Below are 26408 nucleotides of genomic sequence, written 5' to 3'. Positions count from 1 at the left end.
CCGGTCCGGCAACAACGGCTCGATGCGGGCCCACTGGGCATCAGTCAACGACACACATCAACCAACGATCCGATGATCTGAAGGAAACGGCCTAGGCCGCGCCTGCACGGTCTTCTGGAGTTCCTGCGCTAAGCCGGACTGGACCCCGACGGCATCGACCTCGTCGAGTGGCGCGGCCGTGTGGAGCCCGGACACCACAGGAACCTGAGCAGCGCGGGCCGCCGCCCAGGCGGGCGGCACGGCCCGCATGAGTATTGGCCCCGTCGAAGACCGTCGGGTCGTCGACCCCACAGAACCTGGTCCCGTCCCACTTCACCTCGGCGTAGACGTGGACGGTGCCGCCGGAGCGGGCCGCACACGTCTTCACCGTGATCTTCCAGTTGTCCGGCCACGGCCCGTCATAGCTGGAATCGTCGATGTCCTGCGTGCTGGGCGCGCACCGTGCGACCTCAAGACAGCCTTCCGCCCGAACTCGAACGCCGCCTCCGCAACGTTCGGATCGCCTGCCCGGACCTCGCCCGTGCCTTCGCCGAGCTCCTCCGACAGCGACGCGGATTCTGCTGGCCGAGTGGATCCGCCAAGCCGAGCTGGACGCCCCGAAGCCGGTGAGCGGCTTTGCCGGCTTCCTCCGGCAGGACCTTGCCGCCGTCACTGCCGGCCTCACCCTGCACTGGAGCTCAGGCATCGTCGCAGGCCACGTCAACCGCGTGAGAACACTCCAGCGAGCCATGTACGGTCGGGCATCGTTCACGCTTCTGCGGACCCGGATCCTCACCCAGCCGTAAACAGTCCCATTCACGCTGTGGCGAGAACCGCCTGAATGAAGGCAGCTGGCGGCACGTAGTTGTGTGCCTCGACGTAGTGAGCGATCAGTTCAGGGGCGGCGTAGGCGACGTCTCCGCCCATCACCCATATCTCGGCGCTTCCCCGCGGGTGACTGACGCGACTGCCGAGTATCCGCGAAGCGCAGAACGGGCAGGAGTGGAAGCCGCGAGTCTGCTGAGCTCGGTGCGTGCTGCTCATGCGGCTCAGCACCGCAGCCAGCGCGGAGGGAGGATCGCCCTGCGCGTATGGCCGGCCGCGTCCGAGCCAGCCCACGTTGACCAAGGGGACACCCTGCCAAAGACCCGTCGCGCCTCTTGCCCAGTTGTCCCTGTCGTACGTGTATGGCGTCAAGTCCGCGTAGTACGTCACTCGCGGTGTCTATCAGGTGGCCGCGCCCCCGGAGTGACTGGACCGCCCTGCCGAACTTCACGGAACTCCGGCCAGAGCCGATTTCACAGATCCTCATCAGCGGGTCAGCCGCCATGGAGGCCCCACTCGTCAAGACCCCCGTAGATGTGTGCTTCGAGGCATTGCGGGGCGCCAAGGCCCACGGCCTCACCCCGGTACACGGCGATGAGGGAGTCCTTGCCCCGCCACCAAGAGCCCGTCACACCCTGTACTTCGGGGACCGGCTCGAATTCGCCGAGATCCAGTGCGTCGACGGCATTGCGCGTGACCCTTGTGACAGTCGTGGCCCAGCGGCGGGCATGAGCGGCCAGCGCCAGGGATTCCACCCATCCGTCAGTGCTGGCATGCAGGGGCGTCCAGCGGTAGGCGCCGATGCCGAACGCACCGTCGGGGCCGATCATGAAGCTGTAGGCCATGGACACCCGGCAGTCCCCTGCCGGGAATGACCAGCCTTCTGCGGGCGTCTCTTCGGGGCAGTCAGCGTCCAGGATGCGCGGACCACCCTCGTAGGAAGGGGCTGGCGGCAGGGCGAGGCCGCCCCATCGGTCCTGGAAAGCAGTGGCCCGTTCGATCTCTGCCGCGGGGATCCCGTACTCGATCCACGCGTCGTGGTGTTGCCGGATGTCCTGTTGGCGAACGCGGATGCCCTCCGTCTCGATGAACCGCTGGGCCCTGCGGCTCAGGCCGGCAGGCGCGACCGGGACGGGCGATACGGGCTGGTCGGCCATTACCGCTGCTCGCCCTCACCGGCGTGGAGCACGGCCGACGCGATCTCCCGCACGCGCTCCAGGCTGATCCCTGTGCGCTGCTCGACGGCGAGGGGGTGGTCGGTGGGCTCCAGCTCGACGAAGGGGCGCTCGCCGACCGGGCGGGTATGGACGCGCGTTTTCAGATTGAGCGTCGTCGCCGGGTACACCGGAAGATCGGTGGTGAGCCAGCCGAAGTAGGGCTTCTCCGTTTCGCGGCCGGGTCTGTCCCACAGGTCTGAGACCCGGGAGAAGCTTTCTCGGCTGAGCGAGACCCAGACGCCCCAGGAGAACGCCTCGTCGCTGCCGATGACCGGTATCTCGATCAGGCCTTTGACGAAGTAGTGCTGAGCGCGGACCACGCACTGGTCCGCGGAGAGCAAGCAGTCGTCGGCGTCGGCGAAGGCCGGATCCCACACGGCGGGGGCCTCGGCCGTGTAGTTCATCGGCAGCTCAGGGTGGTGGGCCCCGCAGCACGTGCAGGTGAACCCAGAATCACTGGTCATGGGCCCGGAGCCTAGCGACGGACTCCAGCCGTACCCGAAGGGGGCTTGCCCGGCACAACTCCGCGCGGCCAACTACCCCGCTCAGTCACAGCTGGCTACCCCGAGGACAGGCAATGGCAAGCGGCTTGCGTGGTGCCTTGGCACTGGAATACCGCAGCTACGGAACAAGTGCACTCCGCCAACACTCCCTGAAAACCCTGGGCTCGCGCCTGGAGTGCTACGACGGCACGCCCGCCGACCCCGCCTCCTACACCGCTTCCCCGGCCCCCACACCTGCTGGCCGCCTGAACCGAGAGGACCACTCAGGCAGGCTCACCGTCCCGCCGTCTTCGCCGCCCTGTTCGGACTGACCCGCGCGGTAGCGCCATCGGCGACTTCTGGATCCAGAACGACTTCTGCGCCCGGGTGAAGGGTGCCTCCGACGAGCACCCGGTCACCTTCAAGGATCCGGTCACCGGGCAGAAGACCACCCACGGCACGGCCGCCGGCCGTTCGGCGTGCCTGCACCCCGTCGCTTCTGTCTGGTTGGTTGCGGATCGAGTTGTCGGTCAGCAAGTATCGTCCCTGATCAGAACCGCTGCGACCGGACGGATCGCTGCGCGACAGCAGTCGTAGACGGTGCTGGACGACGACGTGGAGTGGCGCGAGGCTCGGCTGTCGGGGCCTCCAAGGGGACGGGGGCTCTTGATGGGTATGACCAAGGCGGCCAGGACCGAGTGGTGGGAGAGCCTGCCGGCCGGGATCCGCGATGAGATCGACGGATACATCCTTCAGGACTCCCTTCTCGGGGCGGTGCGTGTCATCGTTGCCATCGGCCTTGTTCCCCACGGCATAGGGGTCGGTACCGCTCAGCTGATCGCCAATGACCGCTATCTCCACTACGGGGACCGGATTGCCCGCGAGCCGGAGAGCCCCCTCGATCTGCAGTCGCTGGCCTATCGGGCGGCCGGGTGCGGAGGCCGCATCGTGGCGATCGAGGCGATCTGGGATGGTGACACCGTCCACGACTGGTTCGTACGGCTGCTGGCCATCACCGCCGACCCGGCGGGAGAGACTCAAATGGCCACCGTCTACTGGTCAACGGCCAAGCGGTACCTCGGCGAGGACGAGGATTGCGACCCGCACCACCCCGTAGCGGTAGTTGCCGAGCGCGCTGGTCGTGCCCTTGCTGAGCACCTCTCTGTTCCGTTCCACTTCGCCAGCCCGGACACACCCGATGATGAGGCCCCGCGCTGGCAGCCCTGAGCAACGATGGGGGCCGCTGTCGTCAGGCTCCCTGCGCTCCTGCATGCGGTCCGTGGGGACAATGCTCGGGTGCCCCGGTCGCGTCGGGCTCGGGCGGTCTTGGCTGTTCGAGAGCAGTCGACCCGTAGATGATTGAACGCGCGAGGCGTGCTGAGGCGACGCCCAGCGAAGGGTAACGGCTCCGTCACGCCGTCTGGGCGCTGATGAGGATGTCAACGGCGCGAGCCCATCCCTGCGCGTCATCGACCGACACCCGGACCCGCCGCCGGCCCGGCATGCCGAGAAGGGAAGTGGTGAACCGGCTCTCGCCGACGACATCCCCGACGACGAGCCGGCCATCGCTTAGCAGAAGATGTCCGTCGAACACCGTGGTCAGACCTTCCAGATCCCGTCCCTGGCCCTCCGAGTCATCGTGATCTTGGAAGATCCGTACCTTGACCAGCACGGTCTGGGCCTGCACGCGGACGATGAGGTGAGTGTCGCAGGCAGCAGCGGGCTCATTGTTGAGAGCCAGTGTCGTTGGAATCCACTCGGTCGACCCGATGGCCATCACTGGGTGATTCACGTACAGGCCGATACCTGCGATCTGCATCGTGCGACTCCTGTGCTGTCTGATAAGTCCCTGGAGGATAGGGCCCCGCACTGACAGCGCCATGAGGCAGGTGGCCGGCGGGCATCAGTCCTGCCCTTCGCTCACCAGTCTCTGCCGGCGATCAGCTCCTCTGTATCCGCGTCTGTAAACCCGTATGCCGACGCGACAAGCCAGAACTCCTCAGCGATCCACTCACGCGCAACTGTCTCGATCTCACTTCCGGCTGCCTCGAACTCCGCTTGCAGAAGGTTGAACTCCTCCGTCGCGGTCTGGGTGAGCGCGTATAGGGCCTGCAGATTCGGCGGCTGCTCAGCCTCAATCCGCTCGCACAGCCGCAGCAGGATCGCCCTGCCTTGGTCGACGACGTGATCGGGGAAGTACGAGTCCTCGTACATGGGCCGCAGAAACGCGTGCCCTGCTACCTGCTGGTTTGTGATCGGCATGGCGCCTTCCCGTCTTCGGCAGAAGAACTGACGCGCCGATCGTGCACGACACCACTGACATTGATGCTGATACTCAGGTTCCGCTGGTCGTGACCCAGCCACTGACTGACGCCCTGCTGGGCTGTCCTCCGGCTGTTCTGTCCGGCCGCCGGAACCTGCTCTCATGGCTCCGGCCGGGCGGAACATGACCTGATAGGAGCTTGGTCAGAAGCCCCCTCAATGTCCTGTCTGCGCCACCCGGCCGGCGCCCACCTCCGGTTGGGAAGGCGTCATCAGCATGACATCAGAGGCCGCAGAGCAAACCGCGGACCAGGACGTGTTCGGCGGGGTCGACTCCCACGCCGACACCATCCACGTCGCGGTCATCGGCGACAACGGCGGCCACCTCGCAGACGCCGAGTTCGCCACCACCGCCGCCGGATACGCCGCAGCCTTGGCGTTCTTGACCGCCCACGGCCACGTGATCGCGATCGGCGTGGAAGGCACCGCCTCCTACGGCGCCGGATTCACCCGTGCCGCCCGCTCGCGCGGGCACCGGGTCGTCGAGGTGAACCGGCCCGACCGGGCCGAACGCCGCCGCATCGGCAAGTCCGACCCCATTGACGACTACGCGGCCGCCCGCGCGGCCCTGTCTGGACGGGCCTCCAGCGCACCCAAGGACGACACCGTCGCCGGCATACGTGCCCTGCACAACGCCGCCCGCTCCGCCGTCAAGGCACGCACCGCCGCCCTGAACCAGATCACCCACATCCTGTTCACCGCGCCCGAGAGCATCCGCGCCAAGTACGGACAGCTCAAAGGAACGGACCGCACCGACGCACTGACCCGGCTGCGGCCGGCCGGTGACGCAGTCCACGTCGCGGTCCTCACCGCCCTCAAAAGCCTCGCCCGGCGCATCAAAGACCTGACCGCCGAACACACGGCCCTGACCAAAGCACTCGACGGCGAGGCCACCGTCCACAACCCCGGCCTGCGGGCCGCCCATGGAGTGGGCCCCGACACCGCCGCCCAGCTGCTGATCACCGCCGGAGGCAACCCCGAGCGCATGCGGACCGAGGCTTCGTTCGCCGCCCTCTGCGGAGCCGCACCGGTCCCTGCCTCCAGCGGCAAAACCAACCGGCACCGTCTCTCACGAGGCGGGGACCGGGCAGCCAACGCCGCCCTTTACGGCATCGCCCTGGTCCGCATGTCCAGCGACTCCCGCACCCGCGAATACGTCGCACGGCACACCGCCGCCGGCCGGACGAAGAAGGAGATCATCCGGCTCCTGAAACGGGCCATCGCCCGGGAAATGTTCCGCTGCCTGACCACCGCGGTCACAGTCCCCGCCATCGCCGACCTGCGACCACTGCGGCAGTCCAAGAACCTCACCCTCACCGCCGCAGCCCGATACTTCGGGGTCTGGCCCGCCACCATCTCCACCCTCGAACGCGGCATCCGCCGCGACGACGACCTCGCCCACGCCTACCGGGACTGGCTCACCACCGCTTGATCACGCGCGAGGTCATACGACGTCCGGCACGTCAGGCCACGACCGGCCGTCGGGGGAGGCATCGGACGGCCGGCCAGCGCGCACAAAGTCGCCGTACTCATCCTGGACGACGCCCTCGTTGACCCACCGGCCCCGCTTGGCTCCAGTGCGTTGCTCGGCAACCGCCAGCGCAGCCAGCGGGTCCTCAGCCATGCCCAGGAGCTGGCCGAACTCACTGGCCTCGTCATCGGGATCGAACGGCGGGAACTCGCTCAGATCGAAGAAGCTCTCACTGCCGACGTCCTCGACCGTGTGGAGGAAAACCTCGTAGGACGTCTTCGTCGCACGAACCTCGACATAGCGCACCCCCGGGCGTGCTGGCGAGCCGCACGGCCCAAGGAACTGCTCGACCGCACAGCCCCGCCGCAAGGCCCCGAGAACGAACGACTCCGCCAAATACCGCACCCGGCCACCATACGGCGCTCATCCCGCCGACAGGGCTTGACGATCAATAGGAGCATCAGCTACGCCGCGGATGTATGCCGAGATCGCTCGTGACCAGCACTTTCAGAACCGGCCGTAGTGCGGTCAGCGTGGGGTGCTGTCGAGTTGGGTCATCAACTCTCGGTTGGTGGCTCGGGATGCCTGGAGGTCTTCTTCGCGTTCGGAGAGTCGGTCGCGGAGCTCGGCGACCTGTTGTTCAAGGTGGTCGATCTTCCGCTGGAGGGTGTCGGTGTCGGTGTCGGTGGGAGCACCGAGGCCAGTGGCGCGCCAGGCGTCCTGGCCGAAGGCTTCGGACAGGCTTTGTTCGAGGCGGGCCACGTGTCCCGCAAGGCGGGTGTTGCGTTCGGTGAGGTTGGCCAGATCGCTCAGCAGGGAGTTCCGGCTGACCTGCGGTCCGGTGGCGTTGTCGGGTGGTTGGGCGGCCTTGGCTGCCACGGCTGCGTGGAGGTCGCTGTGGCGGTAGATCAGGCTGCGGTGGACGCCAGCGAGGCGGGCGACGGCGGAGACGTTGCTCGGCTGGCCGTCGCGGGTCAGGTCGTCGAGCGCGGCCGGCACGCGCCTACGGCGGCGAGTGGAGTCGTCGGTGCGGGCCTGGGAGAGCCGGTCGGCCGGTGAGGTCGAATTCATGCTTCCCGTCCGAGTCGAAGGCCACTGGCGGCTGGCCGGAGGGTGGGCATGCCTAGCCGCACGGCGCAGGACCGGCGCAGGGCCGAGGTGGCCTGGCGGATCTCCTCCCGTTCTTCGTCGGTGAGGGTGTCGAGGTCGCTCTCGACCCTGCGGATCAAGCGCCGCAGGCGACTGATCTCCTCCTCGGACGGTGTTGCTTCCGCCCGAGCCCAAGCGTCGAGCTCGTCGGCCGCGGCCAGCCGTTCCCGGTCCCGCAGCAGGGTGTCCAGGTAGGCCCGCAGGTCCGGAAGGTAGGAGGGATCAGTGCCGAAGTGATCACAGCCCAGGCACCGGAACCGGAACGGGCAGGCGTGTCCGCCGGCTTTGACGTTGCTGGGCTCCGCACAGATCCCGAACGGTACGGCGACCTGCCCGATCCGCATCCGGGTGTGCTCGTGGTCCGGGAGGGCTTTGGCCTCGTCCCACAGCCGGCCGCCGTGTCGGTCGAACTGGAGGGTGACCAGGCGGTCGACGGCCTGACGCGTGCGCTTCTCGAAGACGCGGGGCAGGTGCCGGAACGCGGACGTGCCGCTGGCCCTCGTCGTCGCTGACCCCGCATCCGGCCGGGTGCTGGCTGCCTCGGCCGCCGCCGAGTCGCCGGAGGTCCGGTTCTGACGCTCACACGGCACCGCGCTCCGGGCCCGATCGGCGGCCGTGCGCTGCTGCGGGGCGAGGGGGCCTGACACGGCTACCGGATCCGAAGCGCCGGTCACGCTAGGAAGTGGTTGTTACCCCGAGTGCCTGCGCCGGTGAACACCATGTTGCCGGGGCCGTCGGGGCGCGTACGCACGCCACGCTCTCCCGCCACCGGCGCGGCCGCTGTCCTGGGGGACCCGGCGCCGGGACCCGGATCGTCACCGCCAGCAGCTTCGCCGCCCCAGCCGGAGTCGTGCTCAGGGCGTGGAGGTCAGCCCGCCCTCCACGCCCGTTCCAGCACCTCACTCGCCCTGGCTCCCTCCTGGGCGCGGGTGATGATCTGGGCGCAGAGGTCTTCCAGGGCTTCCGGGTGGTGGGTGAGGTGGGGTTCGACGGCAGCCCAGCCCGGTGTTCCGTCGCCGTTGGGCAGCGCGACCATGTGGTGGTCGGTGCGGCCGGTGATCAGCACGGTCAGCAGGCTCAGGTACTCGCGGTGCAGGACCGGGGTGAACGGCTCGCTGTCGGGGCCGGTCAGGATCGTCGGGTGTCCGTCGGCCAGCAGGGCGCAGGTGGCGTCGACGGCGCGGATGACCGTTTCGAACGCGGCCGGGCCCAGACGGTCCAGAGCGTCGCGGAGGTAGGTGTCGAGTAAGTCCGCTTCTGTGCTCATGCCTACCCCCCGTACGCGTGGCCCCTGGGCGACCCTACTCCTGGCCAGAGCTCCTGTCCGCCACTCGCCCGGTTCCGGTTCCGGGCCGAGGACGCCGTCGGGCAGTCGGCCTTCACCTCGCCGCCCCCGTCTCCCTCACACCAGCCACTCGCCGGTTTCCCAGGGCGACCTCCCGCTGTCGCACCGGCACAGTCCGGTACGGGATGCCCCGCACTCGTCGCAGGGCTGCGGGCCGGGGCGGTCGTCGACCGGCTCGTCCTCGCGCCAGAACCGGGTGCAGCCGCAGGTGGGCCCCCCTCCGGGGGGTCCGAGGCAGCGGCGCAGGGAGACTGCGTGGACCCCACGCGTGTGCCCGCAGCCTCCGCACGGACGTGCTGACATGCCGACTGTCATGGGAAGAGTGTCGCCCGCGAGCCGAGGGCGGTCGAGGGCTCTTCCCCACATTCCGCTGCCGAGCAGGACGTTCACTCATCGGAGACCCGACGGGCGTTCGTGACGACCAGTCATGCGCGGGACAGCGCGGCGGGGTCCGTCGTCGTGCGGGCTCGCCGGCCACGCGGCAGCCCGGGGGGTCACACCGGCGGACCGCCGAAGGGGGTACCGGGGCCGTAGTAGACGCCCAGTTGTTCACGGTAACGGGTGTCGCCGAGGTGCTGCGTCCGGTCGAACTCGGGAGCGCCCTTGATCTGGCCCCTGGTGCGGTCGACGTGGATCTTCCGCGCCTCCGGGTCGATGCTCACGACGGTGCTCGCGGGAAGCAGCACTTCCTTCCCCAGGATCCACACCCCTGTGTCGACCACCAGATAGGCGTCACCGACCTCGTCGGAGTGCTCGTCCACCCTGCCGATACGGCCGTCGGTGGCCTCCACCTTGTATCCGGTGAGGTCGGTCCCGGTCAGGTGGCCCGAGGTCGACCTGTAGTGCCAGATGTGCTCGGTCATTCGATTCGACTCCTTGGGTATCGGGATCGGGTGGGAGGGCGGCGGCCTGCGGCGCTACCAGCGGTACCAGCGGGCACTGCCGCCCCTCGGCCGGGCGACGAAGCCGACCAGCCACAACACCAGCACGACCACTGCGACCCACCACAGGATCTTCAGCGCGAACCCCGCGCCGAAGAGGAGCAGTGCCAGCAGGAGAACGAGAAGCAGGGGAACCATGTGCATCAACCTCCGAAGCCCCGGGTGCCCCTGTCTTCCGGCTTCAAACGACGGCGCGCGTTCGGGCCGGCCCTGCCGGCCGGTGCGTCGGGTCCCTTGTGCCGGTGGCGGGGTGGCGCACTGTTGCCGCGCCGGTGTCGTTCGACGGGGTGCTGACCATCACCGGCGACGGGAGGTGGTCGGAGACCGGCTGGGCCTCTCGGGCCGGTGGGAGTACGACCCCTCCCGTCTCACGATCATCATGGACGGCGTCGACAGCGAGAAGGCGGTCAAGACCCCGTGCCTCATCCCGTCGGTTCCCGAGCCCGCCGAAGACGCCCTCGCGCGGGAGTGCTCGATGAGCGGAGGCTGGTCGTCGAGCCTCGGCCACAAGGTGAAGGCCCGCAGGGACAAGGACGCCGTGGTCCTGGAGTTCGAGGAGTTCCCGGACGGGAACGCGGGCTCCCCGGAACACATCGAATCCCTGGTCTTCACCCTCACGCGCCTGGAGGGCTCGTCCTGACTCCGGCTCGGCCCCGACCGCGCGGCGCCCTGCACCGACCACGGTCAGCGGCGCCGACGGCACCGGAATCACTGTTCGGCTCGCTGCTCGACCCGCACTTCTGACCGGCCCACGTCGTCCGGAGCCGCCAACGGGCCGTTCACTTCACGGGGACGGCGTCCTTCGGCGAGGTGTGCCAGTTGGTGACGACGGGGCGGTCGACGGTGATCGTGCCGACCTTCAGGGAGACCGGGTCGGGGTCGTCGTTGCCGACGGCGACGATGATGCTGTCCAGCTCCTTGCCACCGTTCTCCTTGGTGGTCTTCGGGTTGACCCCGGCGTAGGCGGCCGCGGCGCCGGTCAGCTCGATCTGCCGGCCGGGGGACTGCTCGGCGGGGCCCGCCTCGGTGCCGTCGGATCCGAACGCCACCGTCGGCAGGGTGGCGGGCAGGTAGCAGGTGATCCCGGGCTTCGCCTTGGCGGTGATCAGGATGTATCCGCCGGCCTGGCTCTCGGACTTGGTGCTCCAGGCGATGTCGTTGGCGCCGCAGGTCTGTCCGACCGGCTTCCGCCCGCCGCTGCCGTCGCCGGCGCCCGACCCCTTGCCGTTGCCCTGGGCGCCGCCCGCCGCGGGCGAGCCGGACGGGGTGCCCGGCTTACCGGACGGACCCGCCGAGGGCATGGACGGGGCGGAGGGGGTGGAGCCCTGCGCGGCGCCGGTGTCCGAAGCCGCGTCAGAGTCCTGGCACGCGGTCATCAGCATGGTGCCGCCGATGAGGGCTGCGGAGACGAGAATGGCCTTGCGGCGGTTGCCGGACATGGAAGAGCCCCTTGGTCGTCAGTGGTCGGGCCGAGGTGGTCTGGATCCTCGGCGGTCGTTCGATCACTATGAGAGCAACGTGCGGCGAAGGGCTCCCGACGTCTTCGTTCCAGTACACCTCTGTCGCAGACCGGTTACACGAACCTCGGAACGGGCCGGTCTCCATGTATCCCGTGGAGACCGTGCAGACGTCCCACACCGACCTGGCCCCTTGCATCACGGCGCCACCGCCGGCCGTGGACGGGGAGGCTGAGTGGCTGCCCCGCCTCGCCGACCACCTCACGGACGCCCTGACCGGAACGGGGAGCTGAACCGGACGGCCGGGCGGGGCTCGCGAGGAGTTCCGACAGCCACCGTCCATGCTTGGTCATGGCGGTTGAGCGAGGACGAAGGTGCGCAGGAGGCCGGAGGACGCTCGTCCGTAGGACCGGCGTTTGATGAGGTTGATCCGGGTGACCTGGCCTTCGACGGCGCCGGAGCTCCATGGCGGGGTGAGGCCGTTGACGACGGAGTCCCAGTCGTTCTGGAGGAAGGCGGCGAAGCCCGGGACCGGCTGTGGTCTGTGGCCGGGAGCGCGGGTCGTCCAGTCGGCGAGGTCCTGACCGCGGCGTTCTCGGGCGATGGCGCTGAACTCGTGGGCGAGGTCGCGCCGCAGGGTCCGATTCCCCGTCGGCTCCTCGCACGCGGCATCCGCCGGGACGCAGCTCGCCATCGCGGAGATCGAGTTCTTCGGCCCCCTCGAACGCCGGCCGCTCGCCGTGCGAGGGCGGGACGGGGCCGCCGGGTGCGCCTGCGGGAGGCGGACCGCGGCGGCCCCGGGGGATGCTGCGCGGAGGTCACCGCACGGGCGTCACCTGTCGATCTGGAAGGCCGCCATCATGCCCGCGTCCTCGTGGTTGAGGATGTGGCAGTGCAGCACGGTCTTGCCCGGGAAGTCGACGAAGCGGGACCGGATCACGATGTTGCCGCGCGCGGGGACGTCCACGGTGTCCTGCAGGCCGTAGTTCACCTGCGGCTCGCCGTTGATGCTCATGACCTGGAAGTCGTTGGTGTGCACGTGGTACGAGTGCACCTCGTCGCTGTCGTTGCGGATCGTCCATTCCTCGGTCGTGTTCAGCTTGACCCTGAAGTCGATCCGGTTGTGGTCGAACTGCTTGCCGTTGATGTAGAACTGCGTGCCGGCCTTGTTCTCCGTGAACACGATCGTCTTGCGTCCCGCGATCGGCTCCTTGGCCAGGTCGTCCGCGGGGGCGAAGGTCGAGGGAAGGGCGGCCTGCTCCACCGGGGTGCCCGCGGTCTCCACGGTCGCGAGGGTCGCCTGCGGGAACTGGTTGCCGGCCTTGCCCGAGTTGTAGGGCTGGGTGACGAGTTCCCTGGTGCCTGCCTGTCCGCCCTGGACGAGCACGTCGTAGCGGGCGCCGGCCGGGATGACGATCGAGTCGGCCGGATAGACCTTGTTCACCGGGTAGCCGTCCTGGGCCACCACGTGGAAGGTCGTGCCGGGCAGCGCGACCTTGTAGAAGATGTTGGCGCCGATGTTGGCGATCCGCCACAGCTGGGTCTCGCCCGGCTTGATCCGGATCCGTGGGTTCAGCTGCCCGTTGACGGTGCGGGTGGTCGGGGCTCCCATCTTCAGGTCGGCGGTCTTGATCTGGTCGCCGACGATCTGGAAGTCCTTCAGCGCGATGGAGTGCTCGGTGATCCCGCGCAGCTGCTGCGGCATGTACCGGTCGAGGCCCTCGACGACGATGAGGCCCGCCATTCCTCCTGCCGTCTGCGCGGCGGACCGGGTGTGCGGATGCGGGTGGTACCAGTAGGTGCCCGGCTCCAGCGATTCGAGGAACTGGTACTTGAATTCAAAGGTCTTCCCCGGGTCGATGCTGAGGAAGATGTTGTCGGAATTCCCGACCGGCGACACGTGCATGCCGTGGACGTGGAGATTCGTGAAATTGGTGACCTGGTCCGGAAGCCTGTTCTCGAAGGCGATCTCCATGCGGTCACCGGGCTGCAGGCGCAGCGTGGGCGGCATGTAGAGACCGTTGTAGGTCAGGGCCCAGAGGTCCTTGCCCGCCAGGCGGACCTTCTTGCGTTCGACCACGATCCGGGTCTTGAGCAGGCCGTCCTCGCTGACCACCTCGGCCGGGTCCCGCAGGTCCTCGGTGGCCGCGGCGGTGAGCGCGGGCGACGGGCTGACCGCGGCCGACATCGTGGCGGAGGGGGCTGCCTGGCCTCGGTCCACCTGGGCGGTGCCGCACCCGGAGGCGAACGCCAGGACCGCGAGGAGGGACCCGGCAGCGGTCCACCTGCCGAAGGGGTGTCTGATCATCCGGTCTCTCCGAAGGAAATGGGAAACGAAGCGGCCGGCTGGGCCGGTTTGTGCGCCATCATGCCGCGCGCCGCCGGGCGAGGCTTTCAATGACCCGCGCGGCGCAAAGACTTGCGGGAAACGGCGGTCCCGGGAATCCGTCCGAACGCGGCGGTGATACGACATTCGTTCCGGCGCCCGGAGGGAATTCCGCTCCCTGGTGTCCGGACGGACGACGGGTCCGGCCCGGCCGGCGTCGGGGTCACGGGCTTCCGTGGCCGGCCGCGGGTACGGGCCGGCCCGTGTGAGGCCGGGACGCGCCGGGCCCGGCGCGGGCGTCAGGTCTCGCGGTCGCAGGCCGCGCAGATCCGGACGCCGCTGAGCGGTGGCCACCAGGCGTCGCCGGCCGCGCCGGGCCGGTCGCCGGGGGCGGCGGGCATCCCGACGGTGCTGCGCCCGCACAGGGTGACGGGGCCGGCGTGGAGCCCGCTGTCGTCCGTCTCCGCCGCGTGGACCGTGCCCATGCGGTCCCCGGGAGCCGGTCCGGCCGGGCGGTGCGGCGGCTGCGCCACGACCTCGAAGACCGCCGCGTACCCGTTCACCCCGGCTCCCTTGCGCGTCCGCCCGCGGTGGCGGGCGGGACCGGCCGACCGGGCCCTGGCAGGGCCCCGGCGATGGCCCGTACGTCGTCGTCCATCCGGCGGAAGTGCATCAGGACACGGGCCTCGTCCGGCTCCGGGCCGGGTGCCCCGGCGTGCGGGGGCGGCTCTGGCCCGTCCGGGCGCCGTGCGGCCAGTGCCTCCAGCCGGGCCACCAGGGTCCGCGCCCGCTCCTCGAGCAGCGGCCGGGCCGGCGAGCACGACCAGCTCCCCGGGGGGCGGTGCCCGGCCTCCACCGCCAGGACCCGTACGTGGTAGGCGCAGGTCTCCAGCAGCCCCAGCACGTACAGGGAGGCCGTGCGGCGGGCCCGGTGGGGTGCGACGGGGTGCACCAGCGGGGTGAGGGAGCGTGCCAGTTCCTCCACGCGGCGGTCGGCTTCGTGCGCGGCGCGGACCAGGACGTCCGGGGCCGGGTCCGCTGCCCGCGAGGTCAGCCGGCCGGCGGTCGCGGTGACCGCGTCGGCGAGTGCCCGCAGGGCGTCGGCGAGCAGCGCGTCGGTGCGGGTGTCCGTCGCGCGGGGCACGACGGCGACGGCGGCCACGACCCCGCAGAGCACGCCGAACGCCGTCTCGGCGATCCGGACCAGCAGCAGGCCGTCCGTGTAGGTGCCCGTCAGGTCCGAGAGCAGGGCGATCATCAGCGTGATGAAGAAGGTGGCCGCCGTGTAGGACAGCGCCGCCGTCCAGGCCATGCCGAAGACGCAGACGAGGGTGAGGGCGAAGGCGGGCCAGGGGTATCCGGTGAGGGCGGAGGCGACGAAGAGCCCGACGAGCGCCCCGGCCAGGGTCCCGGCCACCCTTCGGGACCCCTTGAGGGCGATCTCGCCGGTGGAGGAGGTGTTGAAGAAGACCATCCAGCAGGCGAGGACCGCCCAGTACCAGTGGTCGGCCGAGATCAGCTGCCCGCCGGCGGTCGCGAGGGTCGCGCCGCAGGCCACCTGGACGGCTGCCCGGGTGGTCGGCCGGTGCAGGCCGACCGGCTCGGTCTCGGGCTCGGGCTCCGGCTCCGGCGACGGGGCGGCCGGGGGCCCTTCCGGGCCGTGCCCCGACCCGGGGGACCACCGGAACGCCTCACGCAACGCGGCCGCGGCCTGCTCGAAGTCCGTCAGGGCCTGCCGCGCGTCGGCTGCGGGGCCGGCCGGCGCGGGCCCGGCGGGGCCCGGGGACGGGGGTCGGGGAGGTCGGGGCAGGAGGTCCGGGCGGGCTCGCGGGCGGGCCTTCAGGGTGTCGCCGGGGTGGGGAACGGTGAGGTGGAGGCGGTGGGCGAAGTCCTGGGTGGGCGGGGCGGTGCCGTCCTGCGCGGCACGCAGCAGCATCACGGCGAGCCGTTCGGCCCGTACGTCGGTCTCGGCCATCCGGGCCCGCACCTGCGCGGCGACCGCCGGGGCGGCGCACGCCTCGACGCCGTCTTGGAGCATCAGCGCGCACGTGTGCAGCCTCCGCAGCCGACGCCGCACCATCCTGATCCGCGCTCCGTCGTCTCCGTCGCCGGCAGCCAGGACCGCCAGTGCCGAGGCCACGCCGTCCAGGCAGGCCAGCGCGGACCTCCGCAGCCTCACGAAGGACCGGGCCGGTGAGGTCCGGAGCAGGACGAACCGCACGACGGCGCCGCAGCCGAACGCCACCACAAGGGCGGCCCACAGCCGGGGCAGCTGCCCGGCGGCCAGCGGCACGAACTGCATCACGAAGTACATCTGGAAGGCGTTCATGCCGAGGGCCGTCCCGCGGGGTCCGTAGCGGCGGACGTACACGGTCACGAACAGCAGGACCACGAAGAACGCCCCCGACACCACGGGGTACGGCGCGAGGAGTACGGCCGCGGTGGCCGACAGGAGCGCGGCGGGCAGGCCGAGCGCGTGGGTGACGGCCTGCTCCCCCTCCCGCGGCCCGGTCAGCACCATGGACCACACCAGCGCCGAGGAGCCGGCCGCGATCAGGAACGGCGTGCCGAAACCGAGGGCCCACAGCACCGCGAGGGTCAGACAGATGGCGCCGACGGTGTGGACGGCCCCGATCAGCCGGACCAGCCCCGGGTCGGTGGCGTGGAGCGCGTCCCGGAGGGCGCGCGGCTCCCCGCGCACCGGGCCTGTTCCGTTCCTGACGGCGTCCACGTCACCAGTGAACCCGGTCCGCGGAGGCGGGGCGCGGGAAGCGGCGCCGGGACCCGCGGGCCCCGTCCTGCATGCGGGCGGTGCCCGGGAGGGGGCGCGTCGCGGGCCGGCCGCCTTCATTCGAGCAGGTGCGTCCGCATCGCCTTCGCGACGGCCGCGCCCCGGTCGGAGACACCGAGCTTCTCGTAGAGCCGGCGCAGGTGCGTCTTGACGGTGGTGGGTGCGAGGTAGAGCTCCTTGGCCATCTCGGGGACCGACAGGCCTTGCGCGATCATCTGGAGGACCTGTCGTTCGCGGGCGCTGAGCAGCGGTTCCTCCGACCGGGCGCGCGAGCGCACCTCGGCGGCGAGACCGGTGACCAGCTCGGGCGGCAGCACGCTCTCCCCCTTGGCGCAGGCCATGACCGCGGCGACGATGTCGTCCCGGTCGGCGCCCTTGGAGAGGTATCCGGCGGCGCCCTCCTGCACGGCCCGGTAGACGACGTCGCTCTCGGTCGTGGCGGACAGCAGCAGCACACGGGTCCGCAGTTCGTCCCGGGCGACCGCGTGCGCCACCTCCACGCCGTCGAGTTCCGGCATCCGGTAGTCGAGCAGGGCCACCGCGGGCGTGTGCTCGCGGATCGCCTCCAGTGCGGTCCGGCCGTCGCCGACGGCCGCCACGACCTCGATGCGACCGCTGCCGGTCAGTGCGGAGACGATGCCCTCGCGGTAGACGGGATGGTCGTCGCCGACCACCACGCGCACCCGTTCCGCCGGTCCGTACGTCATGTCGCCTCCCCGCCGGGGTCGCCCGGCGCGGTGGGGGCGCGGTCCGGATCCGGGTCGTGTTCCCGACCGCGGTCCCCGTCCAGGTCCAGGTCAAGGTCCCGGTCCCGGTCCAGGTCAAGGTCCCGGTCCAGGTCAAGGTCAAGGTCCAGGGGGACGGTGACCCGTACCGAGGTGCCCCGTTCCACGGGGAGCAGGTCCATGCGTCCTCCCAGGGCCTCGATCCGGGCGCGCTGCGAAGCCATTCCGATGTGGCCCTCGGCCAGCCGGTCGGCGAGCAGGCCCGGGGCGACGCCGACGCCGTCGTCCTGCACTTCCAGGATCAACGCGGTCCCGGTGTCCCGCAGCCCCACGCGCACCCGCGTGGCCCGGGCGTGCTGCAGGACGTTGGCCAGCAGTTCGCGGGCCGCCCCGAAGAGCATGGGGTCGGCCGCGGTGGGGCGGGTGCGGTCCAGGGCGCAGTCGACCGTGATGCCGCCCCGCGCCGCGGCCGTGTCCGCCAGGGTGCGCACGGCGGCGGCCAGGCCCGCCTGCTCCAGGACGGAGGGGTGCAGGGTGACGCTGACCTGGCGCAGTTCACGTTCGACGTCGGCGAGCAGCGTGTAGGCCCGGTCGACGAAGGCGGGCCCGCCGTCGAGGGCCTTGCGGGCCTGGCCGAGGTCCTGGCGGGCGGCCAGGACCGTCTGGAGCGGTCCGTCGTGCACGGACTCGGCGACGGCACGGCGTTCCCGGCTCTCGGCCGACATGACGTCCCGGAGCAGGACGGAGCGGCTGACCGTCAGGGCCGCCACGCTCGCGAGTCGGCGTTCCTGGACGCGTGACACCGCGATGGCGACGACGCACAGCAGGACCAGCATGGCGAGGATGGCCAGGCCCTCGCCCGTGCCCAGCTGCGCGCGGAAGGCGGGGTCCGCGAGCACCGAGCCGCCGCCCGCGATGGCGGCCAGTGACAGCAGGAGCGCCTTGCGGCCGGGGTGGGTGGCGGTGAAGAACGGCAGGAAGGCCAGCAGGCCGAGTGAGAGGTAGCTGCCGACGGACAGGAACTGCAGGGCGCAGACGGCGGCGACGTCCACGATGGCCATCGGGGTCGTCTCGCGTATGCGCCGGGCCCGGGCGGGCCGGTGCCGCCACATCCACCAGGTCCCCAGGGACAGCACTCCGTACGCGCCGACCAGGGCGAACTGCGCCGGCCACTGGGCCGGCGGGCTGCCCGCCCACACCACCAGGGCCATGACAGCCACCAGGCCGAGCCGCAGGATGCTGCGCAGGCGCTGCGCCTGCTCGTCGAAGTCGAGGTGGATGGCGGCGACCGCGTCACCGCCGGCGGCCCCCACCGGAGGCCGGTCCCCGGCCACGCGTCGTACGGCCGCCGAGCTGCCGTCCTGGTGCACCGTCCCAGTCTAGGGCGGGGTGTACGGGAGGCGCCGTACGAGCCGGGACGCCTCCGGGCGCAGGGGTCCGGGCGCGGGGGTCCGGGCGCGGGGGTCCGGGCGTGCGTCGTCCGAACGGAGTACGGGGCGGAGGATCCGGCGTGGTCCGCGGGCGGCCCGGCCGGGTGATCCGCCGGGCCGTCCCGGCTTCCTACGCTGGCGCGGCCGCGAGAACGCGGTCCCGAGAGGAGGACGCCATGCGCGCCACACTGCTCCAGCTCCGTGTCGACGACTCCGAGGACGCGCGGGCCCGCCGCCGCAGGGCGGCGGACCTCGTGCGGGCTCGGGCCGGGGACGATCTGGTCGTGCTGCCCGAGGGGTGGGCGGCCGGGGCGTGGAACCACGCCACCTGGGCCCGGGACGCGGAGCCGCTGGACGGTCCGACGGCCCGGGCCATGTCGGGGGCGGCGCGGGCCGCCTCCGTGTGGCTGCACGCCGGGACCATCGTCGAGCGCGCCCCGGACGGCACCCTCTACAACACCGCCCTGCTGTTCGGCCCGGACGGGGTGCGCCGAGGCCACTACCGCAAGATCCACCGCTACGGCTTCGACACCGGGGAGGCCGCCCTGATGGGGGCCGGCGAGCGGATCGTGACCGTGCCTGCCCCGTTCGGCACGGTGGGCCTGGCCACCTGCTACGACCTGCGATTCCCGGAGCTCTTCCGGGCGCTGCTGGACGCCGGGGCCCGGTTCCTGCTGGTCCCGGCGGCGTGGCCCGCCGGGCGGCTGGAGCACTTGAGGCTGTTCGTCCGTACGCGGGCCGTCGAGGAGCAGTGCTTCGTCCTGGCCTGCGTGGCCGCCGGTGAGCACGGCGGGGTCCGGCAGGCCGGGCACAGCATGGTGGTCGGTCCGTGGGGCGAGGTCCTCGCCGAGGCGGGCGAGGGCGAGGAGGTCCTCACCGCCGATGTCGACCCGTCCGAGGTGGACCGCGTCCGGGCCGAGCTCCCCGTGCTGCGCGACCGGGTCCTGGGCATCCCCGTCCCGGTTCGTCGTGCGTTCGGACGACCGGGCGGATGACGCGGTCCGCTCCCCGGGCCGACCGACCGGACGACGCGGCCGTGGGGGCCGCTGCCGCAGAGTCGGAGGGGACCACCCCACCCGCTCCACGACCTTCCAGGAGTCCGTCATCATGAACATCCGCGTGAACGACCGTGCCGTCGCCGCCGAATTCGCCGGCACCGCCCTGCTCGTCTTCTTCGGTGTGGCGGCCGCCGCCGTCGCCGGCCCGCTGATCGGGCCCGTCGGGATCGCCCTCGTCTTCGGCCTGGTCCTGCTGGCCCTCGCCTACACGCTGGGTCCGGTCTCCGGGGCGCACCTCAACCCCGCGGTGACCTTCGGGCTGCTGCTCGCCGGGCGGATCGGGCTGCGGACCGCCGTCCGGTACGCCGTCGCACAGTGCGCGGGCGGTGTGGCCGGCGCGGGCGTGCTCTACGTGCTGGTGCGTGCGATCCCCGGTTTCACCGTGCACGGCGCCTTCGGCTCCAACGGCTGGGGGACCCGTTCCGCGGTCGGTATCGACGGGGTCGGCGCCTTCCTCGCGGAGGCCGTACTGACCATGCTCCTGGTGCTGGTGGTGCTGGGTGTCACCCGACGGAACGCCGCTCCGGGCGTGGCCGGCGCCGCGATCGGCCTGACCCTCTCGGCGCTGGTGCTGGTCGGACTGCCGCTGACGGGCTGCGGGATCAACCCCGCCCGCAGCATGGGACCGGCGCTGTTCGCCGGCGGCCCGGCCCTGTCCCAGCTGTGGCTGTTCCTCGCGGCCCCGCTCGCGGGCGGTGCGCTGGCGGCCGGCGTGGACCGGCTGCTGCACCCCGTGCCGCGCGCCGCCGCGGTGGCCGGGCGCGACACCGTGGCCGTGGGCAGCCTGTGAAACGCGGCCCGCACACAACCGCGGGCCGCGCACCCACCGGCCGTCGGGCGGCGGTCCCTTCCCGGGACCCCCGCCCGACGGCTTCGCCGTGGCCCACCTCCAGGCGCTCGGGCCTCGTGGCCGGAGCCGGGGATTCGTCGTCGTCGGTCGGGCACGAGCCGTCCGGGTCCGAGCACGGCCCGGCGTCACCTGGAGACCAGGTCCGGGCCCGCGCACGTCCAGAAGTACCGGAGCCGAGGCAGGTGCAGGCGCGCGTGAAGGACAGGTTCGGCGCGGTGCTGACGGCTTCGGTGGCGGTGCTTCTCGTCGAGGCCGTGATCGGGACGATCGCGCTCTTCGTACGGGGGCAGACCCAGGAGAGCCCGGACCCTCCCTACTCCAGCATGGGGGTCGTCTTCCTGATCGCGGCCGTGCCGTTCGTGGCGGCGGCCGGAGCCTTCCTCGGCGCCCCGCTGTCGGTCGGCGTGGTGATGCCGCTCCTGGCCGTGGCCGGATGGCTCGGCCGCAGGCCTTCGGGGCACGAGAGGTGGTGGTGGGTTCCCGCGCTCGCGGCCGGCGGCACTGCCCTGCCGGCCCTGGCCACGGCGGTGCTCGTGGAGGCCGGTCTCCTGGCGGGCCTCGGCGGGTGGCTCACGGTTTCGGCCGCCCCCGCCGTCGCAGCGTTGGTCGCCCGCAGGCTGCTGCTGGCGGACCGTCCACCGCTCTCCGGCCGCGCGCTGTTCGGACGGGTGGCGTTGTACGGGACGCTCGCCGGCATCGGGCTGTACGCCGGGATCGGATACGAGCCTCCGCGGCTCAGCACGGAACGGGTCGCCGGAACGTGGTCCGACGGAAAGGGCGGCACGCTCGTCCTCACGGCAGACGGCAAGGCCACGGCGACCCGAGTCGAGACGTTCGCCCTCGACGCCGCCCTCGAACCCATGGCGCACCAGTGCACCGGCACCGGGACCTGGGAGTACGACCCGGGTGCCGGACCATGGTCACAGGCGGTGGATATGTCCGTCGACGACTGCTCCATTCGCACCTGGAATGTGTTCGGAACCCCCGAGCAACCAAAACTGTTCGTCTATACCGGCGACCCCGACCACTGGAGCCTCTCCGTCCTCCAACGCCACAACGAAGAACTCCCAACGAAATGATCTCCACACATCCACACATTGAAGGGGCTCCAAGACCGGACGGACCCGTCCGAGCCGCTCACGCAGCTCGTTCAGAGTCGTCAACCAGTCGTGCATGACCCCCGGTGACAAGCGCCTCGAAGCCGGCGTCGGAGAGCGTCTCGCCGGGCCCCATCACCACGGCGGACTTGGACCACCGGCGGCGTAGCCTGCCTGATCGACGCGGACGACCGCCCGGCCGGGGGCGGACCCATGGGTCAGAGTGATCGGAACGCATCCGGCCAAGCGGCTGAGGCGAACACAACGGCCGCCGGGAAGGCCACCACACCGGTACGGCGCATGAGCACACGCCCACTCCGGCAGCTGCCGCACGAGGGAACGCCCGACGTCGCCCGTTCGGGCCGGGGTCTCCGCTGATGGAGGACGCTCACGAGCAAGCTCACAGCGAGTTGCGGCGATGCCGGTGTCGAGCCGGGTCGTCAGGCAGGTGTGACGTGCTTGCCCACGGGCGACTTGAGCTCACGCTCGCGCAGGACGTCCCGCGGAGCGGGCCTGGGCTGCCAGGACGGCTTCGGTGTAGCGTCCGGCCCACGCGCCCATTGCACGGATCGGGCCCAGCAGTGCGTGGCCCGCCTCGGTGAGGGAATAGTCGACGCGTGGTGGGGCCTCGGCGTACGCCCGGCGTGCGACCAGGCCGTTGCACTCGAGGCGGCGCAGGGCTTCGTTCAGGACCTTGGGGCTGATCCCGCCGATGCGGGTGATCAGCGCGCGGGGCCTCATGGGTCCGCTCTCGCCGAGGATGTAGACGATCACGCTGTCCCAGCGGTTCGACAGGACTTCGAAGGCCACCCTCGCCTGGCAGTCCGCGGCGTACTCGCCGCCGCCCAGGTCCTCGCCCAGGCCTTGTCCGTCCGCCTCTGCCGCCACGTCGCTCATGCGGTCATCCTGCCCGGCCCGATGCACACCATGTGGTGTGCATCGGCGCGCCTAGCGTCCTTTCCGTCACACCTCGCACACCTCGCGACACGGACGACAGGAGCAAGCACATGCGCATCGGCATTCTTGGTACAGGGGCGATGGCCACGTCCCTCGGCGCGGCCTGGGTACGCGCCGGCCATGACGTTCGGGTGGGTGGTCGGGACACCCACGCGGCCTCCCGCACCGCCCTGCTCACCGGAGCTTCCGGGCACGGCAGCCTCGCCGAGGCCGCGGCCCACGGGGACGTGGTACTCATCGCCGTGCCGGCGGGCGCCGCGCCGCAGTTGGCCAGGGAACTGGCCACCCTGCTCGCCGGGCGGACGGTGATCGACTGCACCGTTCCCATGGCGCCGGGCGAGGACGGCCCGGCCCTGACCACGGTCGGCGACACCTCCGTCGCCCGGCTCATCGCGGAGGCCGCCCCCGGCGCCCATGTGGTGAAGGCGTTCGGGGTGTGCCACGAGAGCATCTGGACCCTGGACCCGCCGGCCTTCGAAGGGGCCCCACTGACCGTCCCGTTCTGCACCGACCAGCCGGGCGCCGCCACGCGGGTGGCGGAGATCATCACCTCCATGGACTGCACGCCCCTGCCCTGCGGCGGGCTCGACCGCGCTGCCCTGCTGGAGGCCACTGCCGTCTTCGCCGTCGGCGTCTGGTGGACCGGCGCCGAGGCCCGCTTCGTGTTCCCGGCCCCGGCCCTGGCCCCGGGCGCCGTTGACGACTAGCCAGGACCGGTCGGGCCGATCCATCGGGGGTCAGTCGTGTCAGCAGCCGTCGTACTTCCAGGCGCCGGCCTCACGCGTCCACGGCTGCCGGACCTGGTCGAGTCCGGGCACGGCATAGGTGTGGGAAACGCGGGCCGTGCCGCCCGCCAGTTGGTCGATGTCCAGCGTCTCGATCTCCTGGGGCCCGTGGTCCTTGGCGGCGCCGCTGACGACCGCGGTGAAGGCGGCCTCGTCTCCCGCCTTGTCCTGGCACCGCTTCGAACGGAAGCTGTGGGCGGCCCCGCCGTCCCCTGCGAAGTAGAGCCCCGAGTAGGCGCGGACGACGCGCTCGAGGTCCGCGCGGGCGGCGGCGTCCGAGCCTCCGGGGGCGGCGGAGAGTGCCGCCTGGGCGGGGTCTGGGCCGCGGACCCAGGAGGGAGAGGGACTGGAACTGGGCCTGGTGCCGCTGCTGCACCCGGCGAGGGCGAGCAGTCCGAGGGCTACGAGCGTGGTCACGGTGTGGCGTGTGCGCAGAGGACATGGTGGTCCTCGGCGGTGGCGACGTGGCCGCTGGGGGTCCCCACGGACCGTCACCACCGCCGCTGTCCGGTCATGGCCCCGGGGCTGAGCCGGCCTGGAGCCTCACAATCCCCGAGGAACCACAGGTACGGGCCCGTCTCGTTGAGTCCGGAACAGTTCCGCTACGCCTTCGCCAACGCCGCCCGCCGAACGCCGCGGACGAGCCGCCCAGGGGCCCAGCCGCGTGGCCCTCCCCGCAGGGGCGGCAGGTCCGATGTCCGGACGGGCGAGGCGGCCGTTGGCCGTCAGGCGGGGAAGGAGAAGTAGAGCGCGTCGCTGTAGAAGGACGCGAAGTGCTTCTGCCAGTCGGCTCGGACGGAGGCCAGCCAGTCTTCGTTCCGGCCCGCGATCGCCGCCTCGGCCCGGGCTACGGCGGCGGGGACGTCCTCGGTCGCCAGACGTCGCACGCTCTCCGCCGGCTCCCCGCTCCACATCGAAACGATCTCCCCGGTCTCCAGGACGAAGTACTGCGCCCGCTGCTTCTCCAGATGGGCCGTGGTCCGGGCGACGCATGCGGCGAACTCGGCGTCGTCTTCGAGGCCCTTGCCCACCTCACGGAGGAGTTCGAGGAGCAGGGACGCCCCGTCCGCGTAGTCCCCGGCGATGCCGATCGGAGGGTTCCAGATCATGGACGGGACGATCGCCGTGCCGCGGCCGACCAGGAGCTGGTGGGCGAGCGGGACGTCCCGTTTGTGCTCGGATATGCACCGGATCCGCTGGGGGATCCCTGCCTCGTCGGGCATCGAGTCCGCAGAGTAGAGGTATGAACGGTTTGCCATGGTGGCGACGCTAACACCGGGGACCGACAACGCCGATGCCGTCGCGGTGGTGCCCGCGTCGTCGCTGCTTTCGGTCCCGTGGGCCGGTGGGTCCGCACGACCCGGCTGCCCGAGGTCGCGTACGCGGAGCTCGACGGGCTGCGGTTCGCGGTCGCCGGGCGAGGTCGAGGCCCGGGACCACGTCCGGCGCGAGGCCCACGGCATGACCCGCCATCAGGCCGCCGCCGCCCTGGAGCTGGGTTCGGCCAGGTCCGGGCCGTTGCGAACGAGGCACGGTGAGGACGTACGCGACCGGCGTCCTCGGCGGGCCCGGCCCGCGGGCCGTCAGGCACCGCCGGAAGGCTCACGACCGCCGGGCCGGGAGCCGTCGTCGCTCCCGAGGCGTTCCGTGGCGCCGGCGAAGGACAGGAACAGGTTCCGCCGCGACAGCAGCCACCCGCCGTTCACCTTCTGGAAGGTGTCCTCGTAGCGCCCGACCTGGGGCGGAGGCCGCGGCGGGACCAGGCCACCGGAGTATCCGTCCACCCTGTACGTGGTGAAGTAGGTGGTGGCGGTGGCGGTCTCGGGCGAGGTCACCGTGACGAGGACGTTCGTGCAGACGTGCCGCGACAGCCTGTCGGCGGGCCGGCCGCCGAAGTAGTCGCCGAGAGCGGCACGGTCGGCGGCGGATTCGAGTACCGAAGCGTCCGGGGCCTGCCGGCGGCCTCTGGCCTTGACCTCGAGCTCGTACCAGCCCGGGCCGGAAGTCGACAGGACGGGCAGGTCTAACCGCGGCCCGTTGACGACGGACTCGATCCTCAGGCTGCCCGTGGGCGACCAGACCAGGGCGCTCGCCTCGTCCTCCCACTCCCCCGGCGAGGCCTCCGCGCGGACCTCCACCTGTACGTTGCCGGTGTTGATGCCGGTCCTCACCATGGCTCCCGCGGACATCGGAGCGATCAAGTCGCCCGACCAGTCCGCGCTTTCGATGGGTACTTCGCCGTTGTCGAAGATCCCGAAGGTACCTTCGTTGATGAAGACTTGGGCCTGGTGGTTCGTCATCACCGCTCCTCGTGCCAAGCTCGCCGCGCTTTCGCCCACTCGGGCCAGTGCCTGATCCGAACTGGCCACTAGGACGTTGGGTCGCTACGAAAGTCCAAGGTCAGAGGCCTATCGATGGCCTGGCAGCGACCGAAGCGACTCAAGTTTCGGCATCATCCGGCCATCGTGGCGGATGATGTCCATCAGGTCTGGGAGGCGGGCACCGGGCGTTCGGACCGCTCGGGAAAGCTAACGGCTGCCTGGGCCAGCGTGTCGAACACCCAGCCTTCGGCGTGTCGACGTGCCCCCGGTGAAGGCTCTCTCAGCGACCGAAGCCCTTTGGCCGCTGAGCAGGGACGCCAGAAGAACAGCAGGTCAACGCGCTGGCCAGCGGCCAGCAGCGACTGAAGTCGCCTATGTATGACGCACACCCGCACACAGGAATGTCCTCATATACCTGAAGTTGAGTCGCTTCAGTCCCTGTTTAACAGACCGGACCGCCTCTGACCTGCGATTTTAACAGCGGCTCAGACACAGCGACCAAACTCCGCCTGAGTCGCTCTGCGCAGGGCCGCAGGATGCCCATTCCGGTGGAAACCGGGGAGGCTGCCGACCAGCCCGTGCTCCGTCATAGTCGCTGCGGGGTGCAGGGCCACCACCGAGCATGATCGCTTTCCGGACGGGAGACCCGTGCGAATGCTGCGCCAGGCAGGCAGCTGCGCAGCCCCCGACCAGGCAGCAGCACGAGCAGCAGAAGTGCGTTCGAGGCTGTATGCCTCTGTGAGCGCCTGTGGGCTCGATCGGCTGGGGTGCCAGGCGCAGGCCGCAGAGACAGGCGCACAGGACTGGGAAGGATCATGTGGACGTGCGGCGGTGGTCACCGCGGCCGCGAAACCCGGTGCGCGCGGGCGGGGCCTGCAAC

29 protein-coding genes and 1 pseudogene are annotated in these 26408 nt (G+C 71.1%); 9 read left to right on the top strand and 21 right to left on the bottom strand.

All coding sequences use genetic code 11. The features are described 5' to 3' along the window. Nucleotides 1-416: 416 nt before the first annotated feature. Nucleotides 417-785 carry a transposase gene (locus ACIPW5_RS38035; protein ID WP_401255505.1) on the top strand — a complete coding sequence of 123 codons (369 nt, stop codon included), beginning with the start codon at nt 417-419 and terminating at the stop codon, nt 783-785. 513 nt (nt 786-1298) lie between these two features. Here the strand turns inward: ACIPW5_RS38035 and ACIPW5_RS38030 are convergent. Together ACIPW5_RS38030 and ACIPW5_RS38025 are read right to left on the bottom strand one after the other, a co-directional pair. Further along, nucleotides 1299-1961, bottom strand: a complete 663-nt coding sequence (locus ACIPW5_RS38030) for a hypothetical protein (protein WP_401255502.1) — start codon at nt 1959-1961, stop codon at nt 1299-1301. Next, nucleotides 1961-2425, bottom strand: coding sequence for a DUF2199 domain-containing protein (locus tag ACIPW5_RS38025; RefSeq protein WP_401255513.1), 465 nt, complete (start codon nt 2423-2425; stop codon nt 1961-1963). The genes ACIPW5_RS38030 and ACIPW5_RS38025 overlap by 1 nt, the downstream gene beginning before the upstream one ends. Nucleotides 2426-3172: 747 nt before the next feature. On the opposite strand from ACIPW5_RS38025, the gene ACIPW5_RS38020 reads away from it, so the two are divergent. Then, a complete protein-coding gene (locus ACIPW5_RS38020) occupies nt 3173-3730 on the top strand; it encodes a hypothetical protein (protein WP_401255499.1) in 558 nt (185 codons plus the stop codon). Between the two features lie 184 nt (nt 3731-3914). On the opposite strand, the gene ACIPW5_RS38015 is transcribed toward ACIPW5_RS38020, so the two are convergent. Further along, a complete protein-coding gene (locus tag ACIPW5_RS38015) occupies nt 3915-4322 on the bottom strand; it encodes a hypothetical protein (protein ID WP_401255496.1) in 408 nt (135 codons plus the stop codon). Nucleotides 4323-4423: 101 nt separating this feature from the next. After that, nucleotides 4424-4765: a DUF5713 family protein gene (locus tag ACIPW5_RS38010; protein WP_401255493.1), complete on the bottom strand. Its 342-nt coding sequence runs from the start codon at nt 4763-4765 to the stop codon at nt 4424-4426. 277 nt (nt 4766-5042) lie between these two features. Here ACIPW5_RS38010 and ACIPW5_RS38005 point away from each other — a divergent pair, with 277 nt between their 5' ends. Further along, nucleotides 5043-6257 carry an IS110 family transposase gene (locus ACIPW5_RS38005; protein WP_401255491.1) on the top strand — a complete coding sequence of 405 codons (1215 nt, stop codon included), beginning with the start codon at nt 5043-5045 and terminating at the stop codon, nt 6255-6257. A 12-nt stretch (nt 6258-6269) separates the two neighbouring features. Here the strand turns inward: ACIPW5_RS38005 and ACIPW5_RS38000 are convergent, their stop codons facing one another. The 6 genes from ACIPW5_RS38000 to ACIPW5_RS37975 form a co-directional block, all read right to left on the bottom strand. Next, entirely contained in the window at nt 6270-6602 is a 333-nt protein-coding gene (locus tag ACIPW5_RS38000; RefSeq protein WP_401255488.1) for a hypothetical protein, read from the bottom strand. A 222-nt stretch (nt 6603-6824) separates the two neighbouring features. Next, nucleotides 6825-7367, bottom strand: coding sequence for a hypothetical protein (locus tag ACIPW5_RS37995; protein WP_401255485.1), 543 nt, complete (start codon nt 7365-7367; stop codon nt 6825-6827). Then, nucleotides 7364-8092, bottom strand: a complete 729-nt coding sequence (locus ACIPW5_RS37990) for a hypothetical protein (RefSeq protein WP_401255482.1) — start codon at nt 8090-8092, stop codon at nt 7364-7366. Before ACIPW5_RS37990 ends, ACIPW5_RS37995 begins: the two co-directional genes overlap by 4 nt. 221 nt (nt 8093-8313) lie before the next feature. Then, on the bottom strand, nt 8314-8712 hold the full coding sequence (locus ACIPW5_RS37985) for a hypothetical protein (protein WP_401255480.1): 399 nt from the start codon (nt 8710-8712) through the stop codon (nt 8314-8316). 572 nt (nt 8713-9284) lie between these two features. Continuing rightward, nucleotides 9285-9653 (bottom strand): PRC-barrel domain containing protein, encoded by a 369-nt coding sequence (locus ACIPW5_RS37980; protein WP_401255477.1) that lies wholly within the window; start codon nt 9651-9653, stop codon nt 9285-9287. A gap of 54 nt (nt 9654-9707) precedes the next feature. Then, nucleotides 9708-9869: a DUF5670 family protein gene (locus tag ACIPW5_RS37975; RefSeq protein WP_401255474.1), complete on the bottom strand. Its 162-nt coding sequence runs from the start codon at nt 9867-9869 to the stop codon at nt 9708-9710. 175 nt (nt 9870-10044) lie between these two features. On the opposite strand from ACIPW5_RS37975, the gene ACIPW5_RS37970 reads away from it, so the two are divergent. After that, the gene (locus ACIPW5_RS37970) at nt 10045-10371 is read left to right on the top strand and encodes a hypothetical protein (RefSeq protein ID WP_401255471.1); all 327 of its coding nucleotides are present in this window, start codon (nt 10045-10047) and stop codon (nt 10369-10371) included. Nucleotides 10372-10510: 139 nt separating this feature from the next. Here the strand turns inward: ACIPW5_RS37970 and ACIPW5_RS37965 are convergent, their stop codons facing one another. Continuing rightward, entirely contained in the window at nt 10511-11170 is a 660-nt protein-coding gene (locus ACIPW5_RS37965) for a DUF4232 domain-containing protein (RefSeq protein ID WP_401255469.1), read from the bottom strand. 173 nt (nt 11171-11343) lie between these two features. On the opposite strand from ACIPW5_RS37965, the gene ACIPW5_RS37960 reads away from it, so the two are divergent. Further along, nucleotides 11344-11481 (top strand): hypothetical protein, encoded by a 138-nt coding sequence (locus ACIPW5_RS37960; protein ID WP_401255467.1) that lies wholly within the window; start codon nt 11344-11346, stop codon nt 11479-11481. A gap of 56 nt (nt 11482-11537) precedes the next feature. On the opposite strand, the gene ACIPW5_RS37955 is transcribed toward ACIPW5_RS37960, so the two are convergent. The 6 genes from ACIPW5_RS37955 to ACIPW5_RS37930 all read right to left on the bottom strand — a co-directional run bounded on the left by ACIPW5_RS37955 (nt 11538) and on the right by ACIPW5_RS37930 (nt 18400). Beyond that, nucleotides 11538-11882 (bottom strand): transposase, encoded by a 345-nt coding sequence (locus ACIPW5_RS37955; protein WP_401255464.1) that lies wholly within the window; start codon nt 11880-11882, stop codon nt 11538-11540. 138 nt (nt 11883-12020) lie between these two features. After that, entirely contained in the window at nt 12021-13496 is a 1476-nt protein-coding gene (locus ACIPW5_RS37950; protein WP_401255461.1) for a multicopper oxidase family protein, read from the bottom strand. A 317-nt stretch (nt 13497-13813) separates the two neighbouring features. Then, nucleotides 13814-14077 (bottom strand): hypothetical protein, encoded by a 264-nt coding sequence (locus tag ACIPW5_RS37945; RefSeq protein ID WP_401255458.1) that lies wholly within the window; start codon nt 14075-14077, stop codon nt 13814-13816. After that, nucleotides 14074-16245: an FUSC family protein gene (locus ACIPW5_RS37940; RefSeq protein ID WP_401255455.1), complete on the bottom strand. Its 2172-nt coding sequence runs from the start codon at nt 16243-16245 to the stop codon at nt 14074-14076. The genes ACIPW5_RS37945 and ACIPW5_RS37940 overlap by 4 nt, the downstream gene beginning before the upstream one ends. Before the next feature lie 116 nt (nt 16246-16361). Then, nucleotides 16362-17012 (bottom strand): response regulator, encoded by a 651-nt coding sequence (locus tag ACIPW5_RS37935; protein WP_401255452.1) that lies wholly within the window; start codon nt 17010-17012, stop codon nt 16362-16364. Continuing rightward, the gene (locus ACIPW5_RS37930) at nt 17009-18400 is read right to left on the bottom strand and encodes a sensor histidine kinase (protein ID WP_401255449.1); all 1392 of its coding nucleotides are present in this window, start codon (nt 18398-18400) and stop codon (nt 17009-17011) included. Before ACIPW5_RS37930 ends, ACIPW5_RS37935 begins: the two co-directional genes overlap by 4 nt. Before the next feature lie 236 nt (nt 18401-18636). On the opposite strand from ACIPW5_RS37930, the gene ACIPW5_RS37925 reads away from it, so the two are divergent. The 3 genes from ACIPW5_RS37925 (at nt 18637) to ACIPW5_RS37915 (ending at nt 21447) form a co-directional block, all read left to right on the top strand. After that, the gene (locus ACIPW5_RS37925; protein ID WP_401255446.1) at nt 18637-19455 is read left to right on the top strand and encodes a nitrilase-related carbon-nitrogen hydrolase; all 819 of its coding nucleotides are present in this window, start codon (nt 18637-18639) and stop codon (nt 19453-19455) included. 112 nt (nt 19456-19567) lie between these two features. Then, the gene (locus ACIPW5_RS37920) at nt 19568-20308 is read left to right on the top strand and encodes an aquaporin (protein WP_401255445.1); all 741 of its coding nucleotides are present in this window, start codon (nt 19568-19570) and stop codon (nt 20306-20308) included. 254 nt (nt 20309-20562) lie between these two features. Continuing rightward, nucleotides 20563-21447, top strand: a complete 885-nt coding sequence (locus ACIPW5_RS37915; RefSeq protein WP_401255442.1) for a hypothetical protein — start codon at nt 20563-20565, stop codon at nt 21445-21447. A gap of 498 nt (nt 21448-21945) precedes the next feature. Here ACIPW5_RS37915 and ACIPW5_RS37910 read toward each other — a convergent pair whose 3' ends face one another. Next, a complete protein-coding gene (locus tag ACIPW5_RS37910; RefSeq protein ID WP_401255439.1) occupies nt 21946-22362 on the bottom strand; it encodes a winged helix-turn-helix transcriptional regulator in 417 nt (138 codons plus the stop codon). 32 nt (nt 22363-22394) lie between these two features. Between ACIPW5_RS37910 and ACIPW5_RS37905 the strand changes: the two genes are divergently transcribed. Further along, entirely contained in the window at nt 22395-23129 is a 735-nt protein-coding gene (locus ACIPW5_RS37905) for an NADPH-dependent F420 reductase (protein WP_401255436.1), read from the top strand. Between the two features lie 39 nt (nt 23130-23168). Here the strand turns inward: ACIPW5_RS37905 and ACIPW5_RS37900 are convergent, their stop codons facing one another. From ACIPW5_RS37900 to ACIPW5_RS37890, 3 genes and pseudogenes are all read right to left on the bottom strand, one after another. Next, nucleotides 23169-23624: a hypothetical protein gene (locus ACIPW5_RS37900; protein ID WP_401255434.1), complete on the bottom strand. Its 456-nt coding sequence runs from the start codon at nt 23622-23624 to the stop codon at nt 23169-23171. A gap of 308 nt (nt 23625-23932) precedes the next feature. Further along, on the bottom strand, nt 23933-24466 hold the full coding sequence (locus ACIPW5_RS37895; RefSeq protein WP_401255431.1) for a hypothetical protein: 534 nt from the start codon (nt 24464-24466) through the stop codon (nt 23933-23935). A 324-nt stretch (nt 24467-24790) separates the two neighbouring features. Next, nucleotides 24791-25123: pseudogene (locus ACIPW5_RS37890) on the bottom strand (nuclear transport factor 2 family protein); the annotation flags it as partial. Between the last annotated feature and the right edge of the window lie 1285 nt (nt 25124-26408).

This window comes from Streptomyces sp. NPDC090077 (assembly GCF_044747545.1).
Classification (GTDB): domain Bacteria; phylum Actinomycetota; class Actinomycetes; order Streptomycetales; family Streptomycetaceae; genus Streptomyces.
This window is presented reverse-complemented; position numbering and strand designations above follow the sequence as displayed.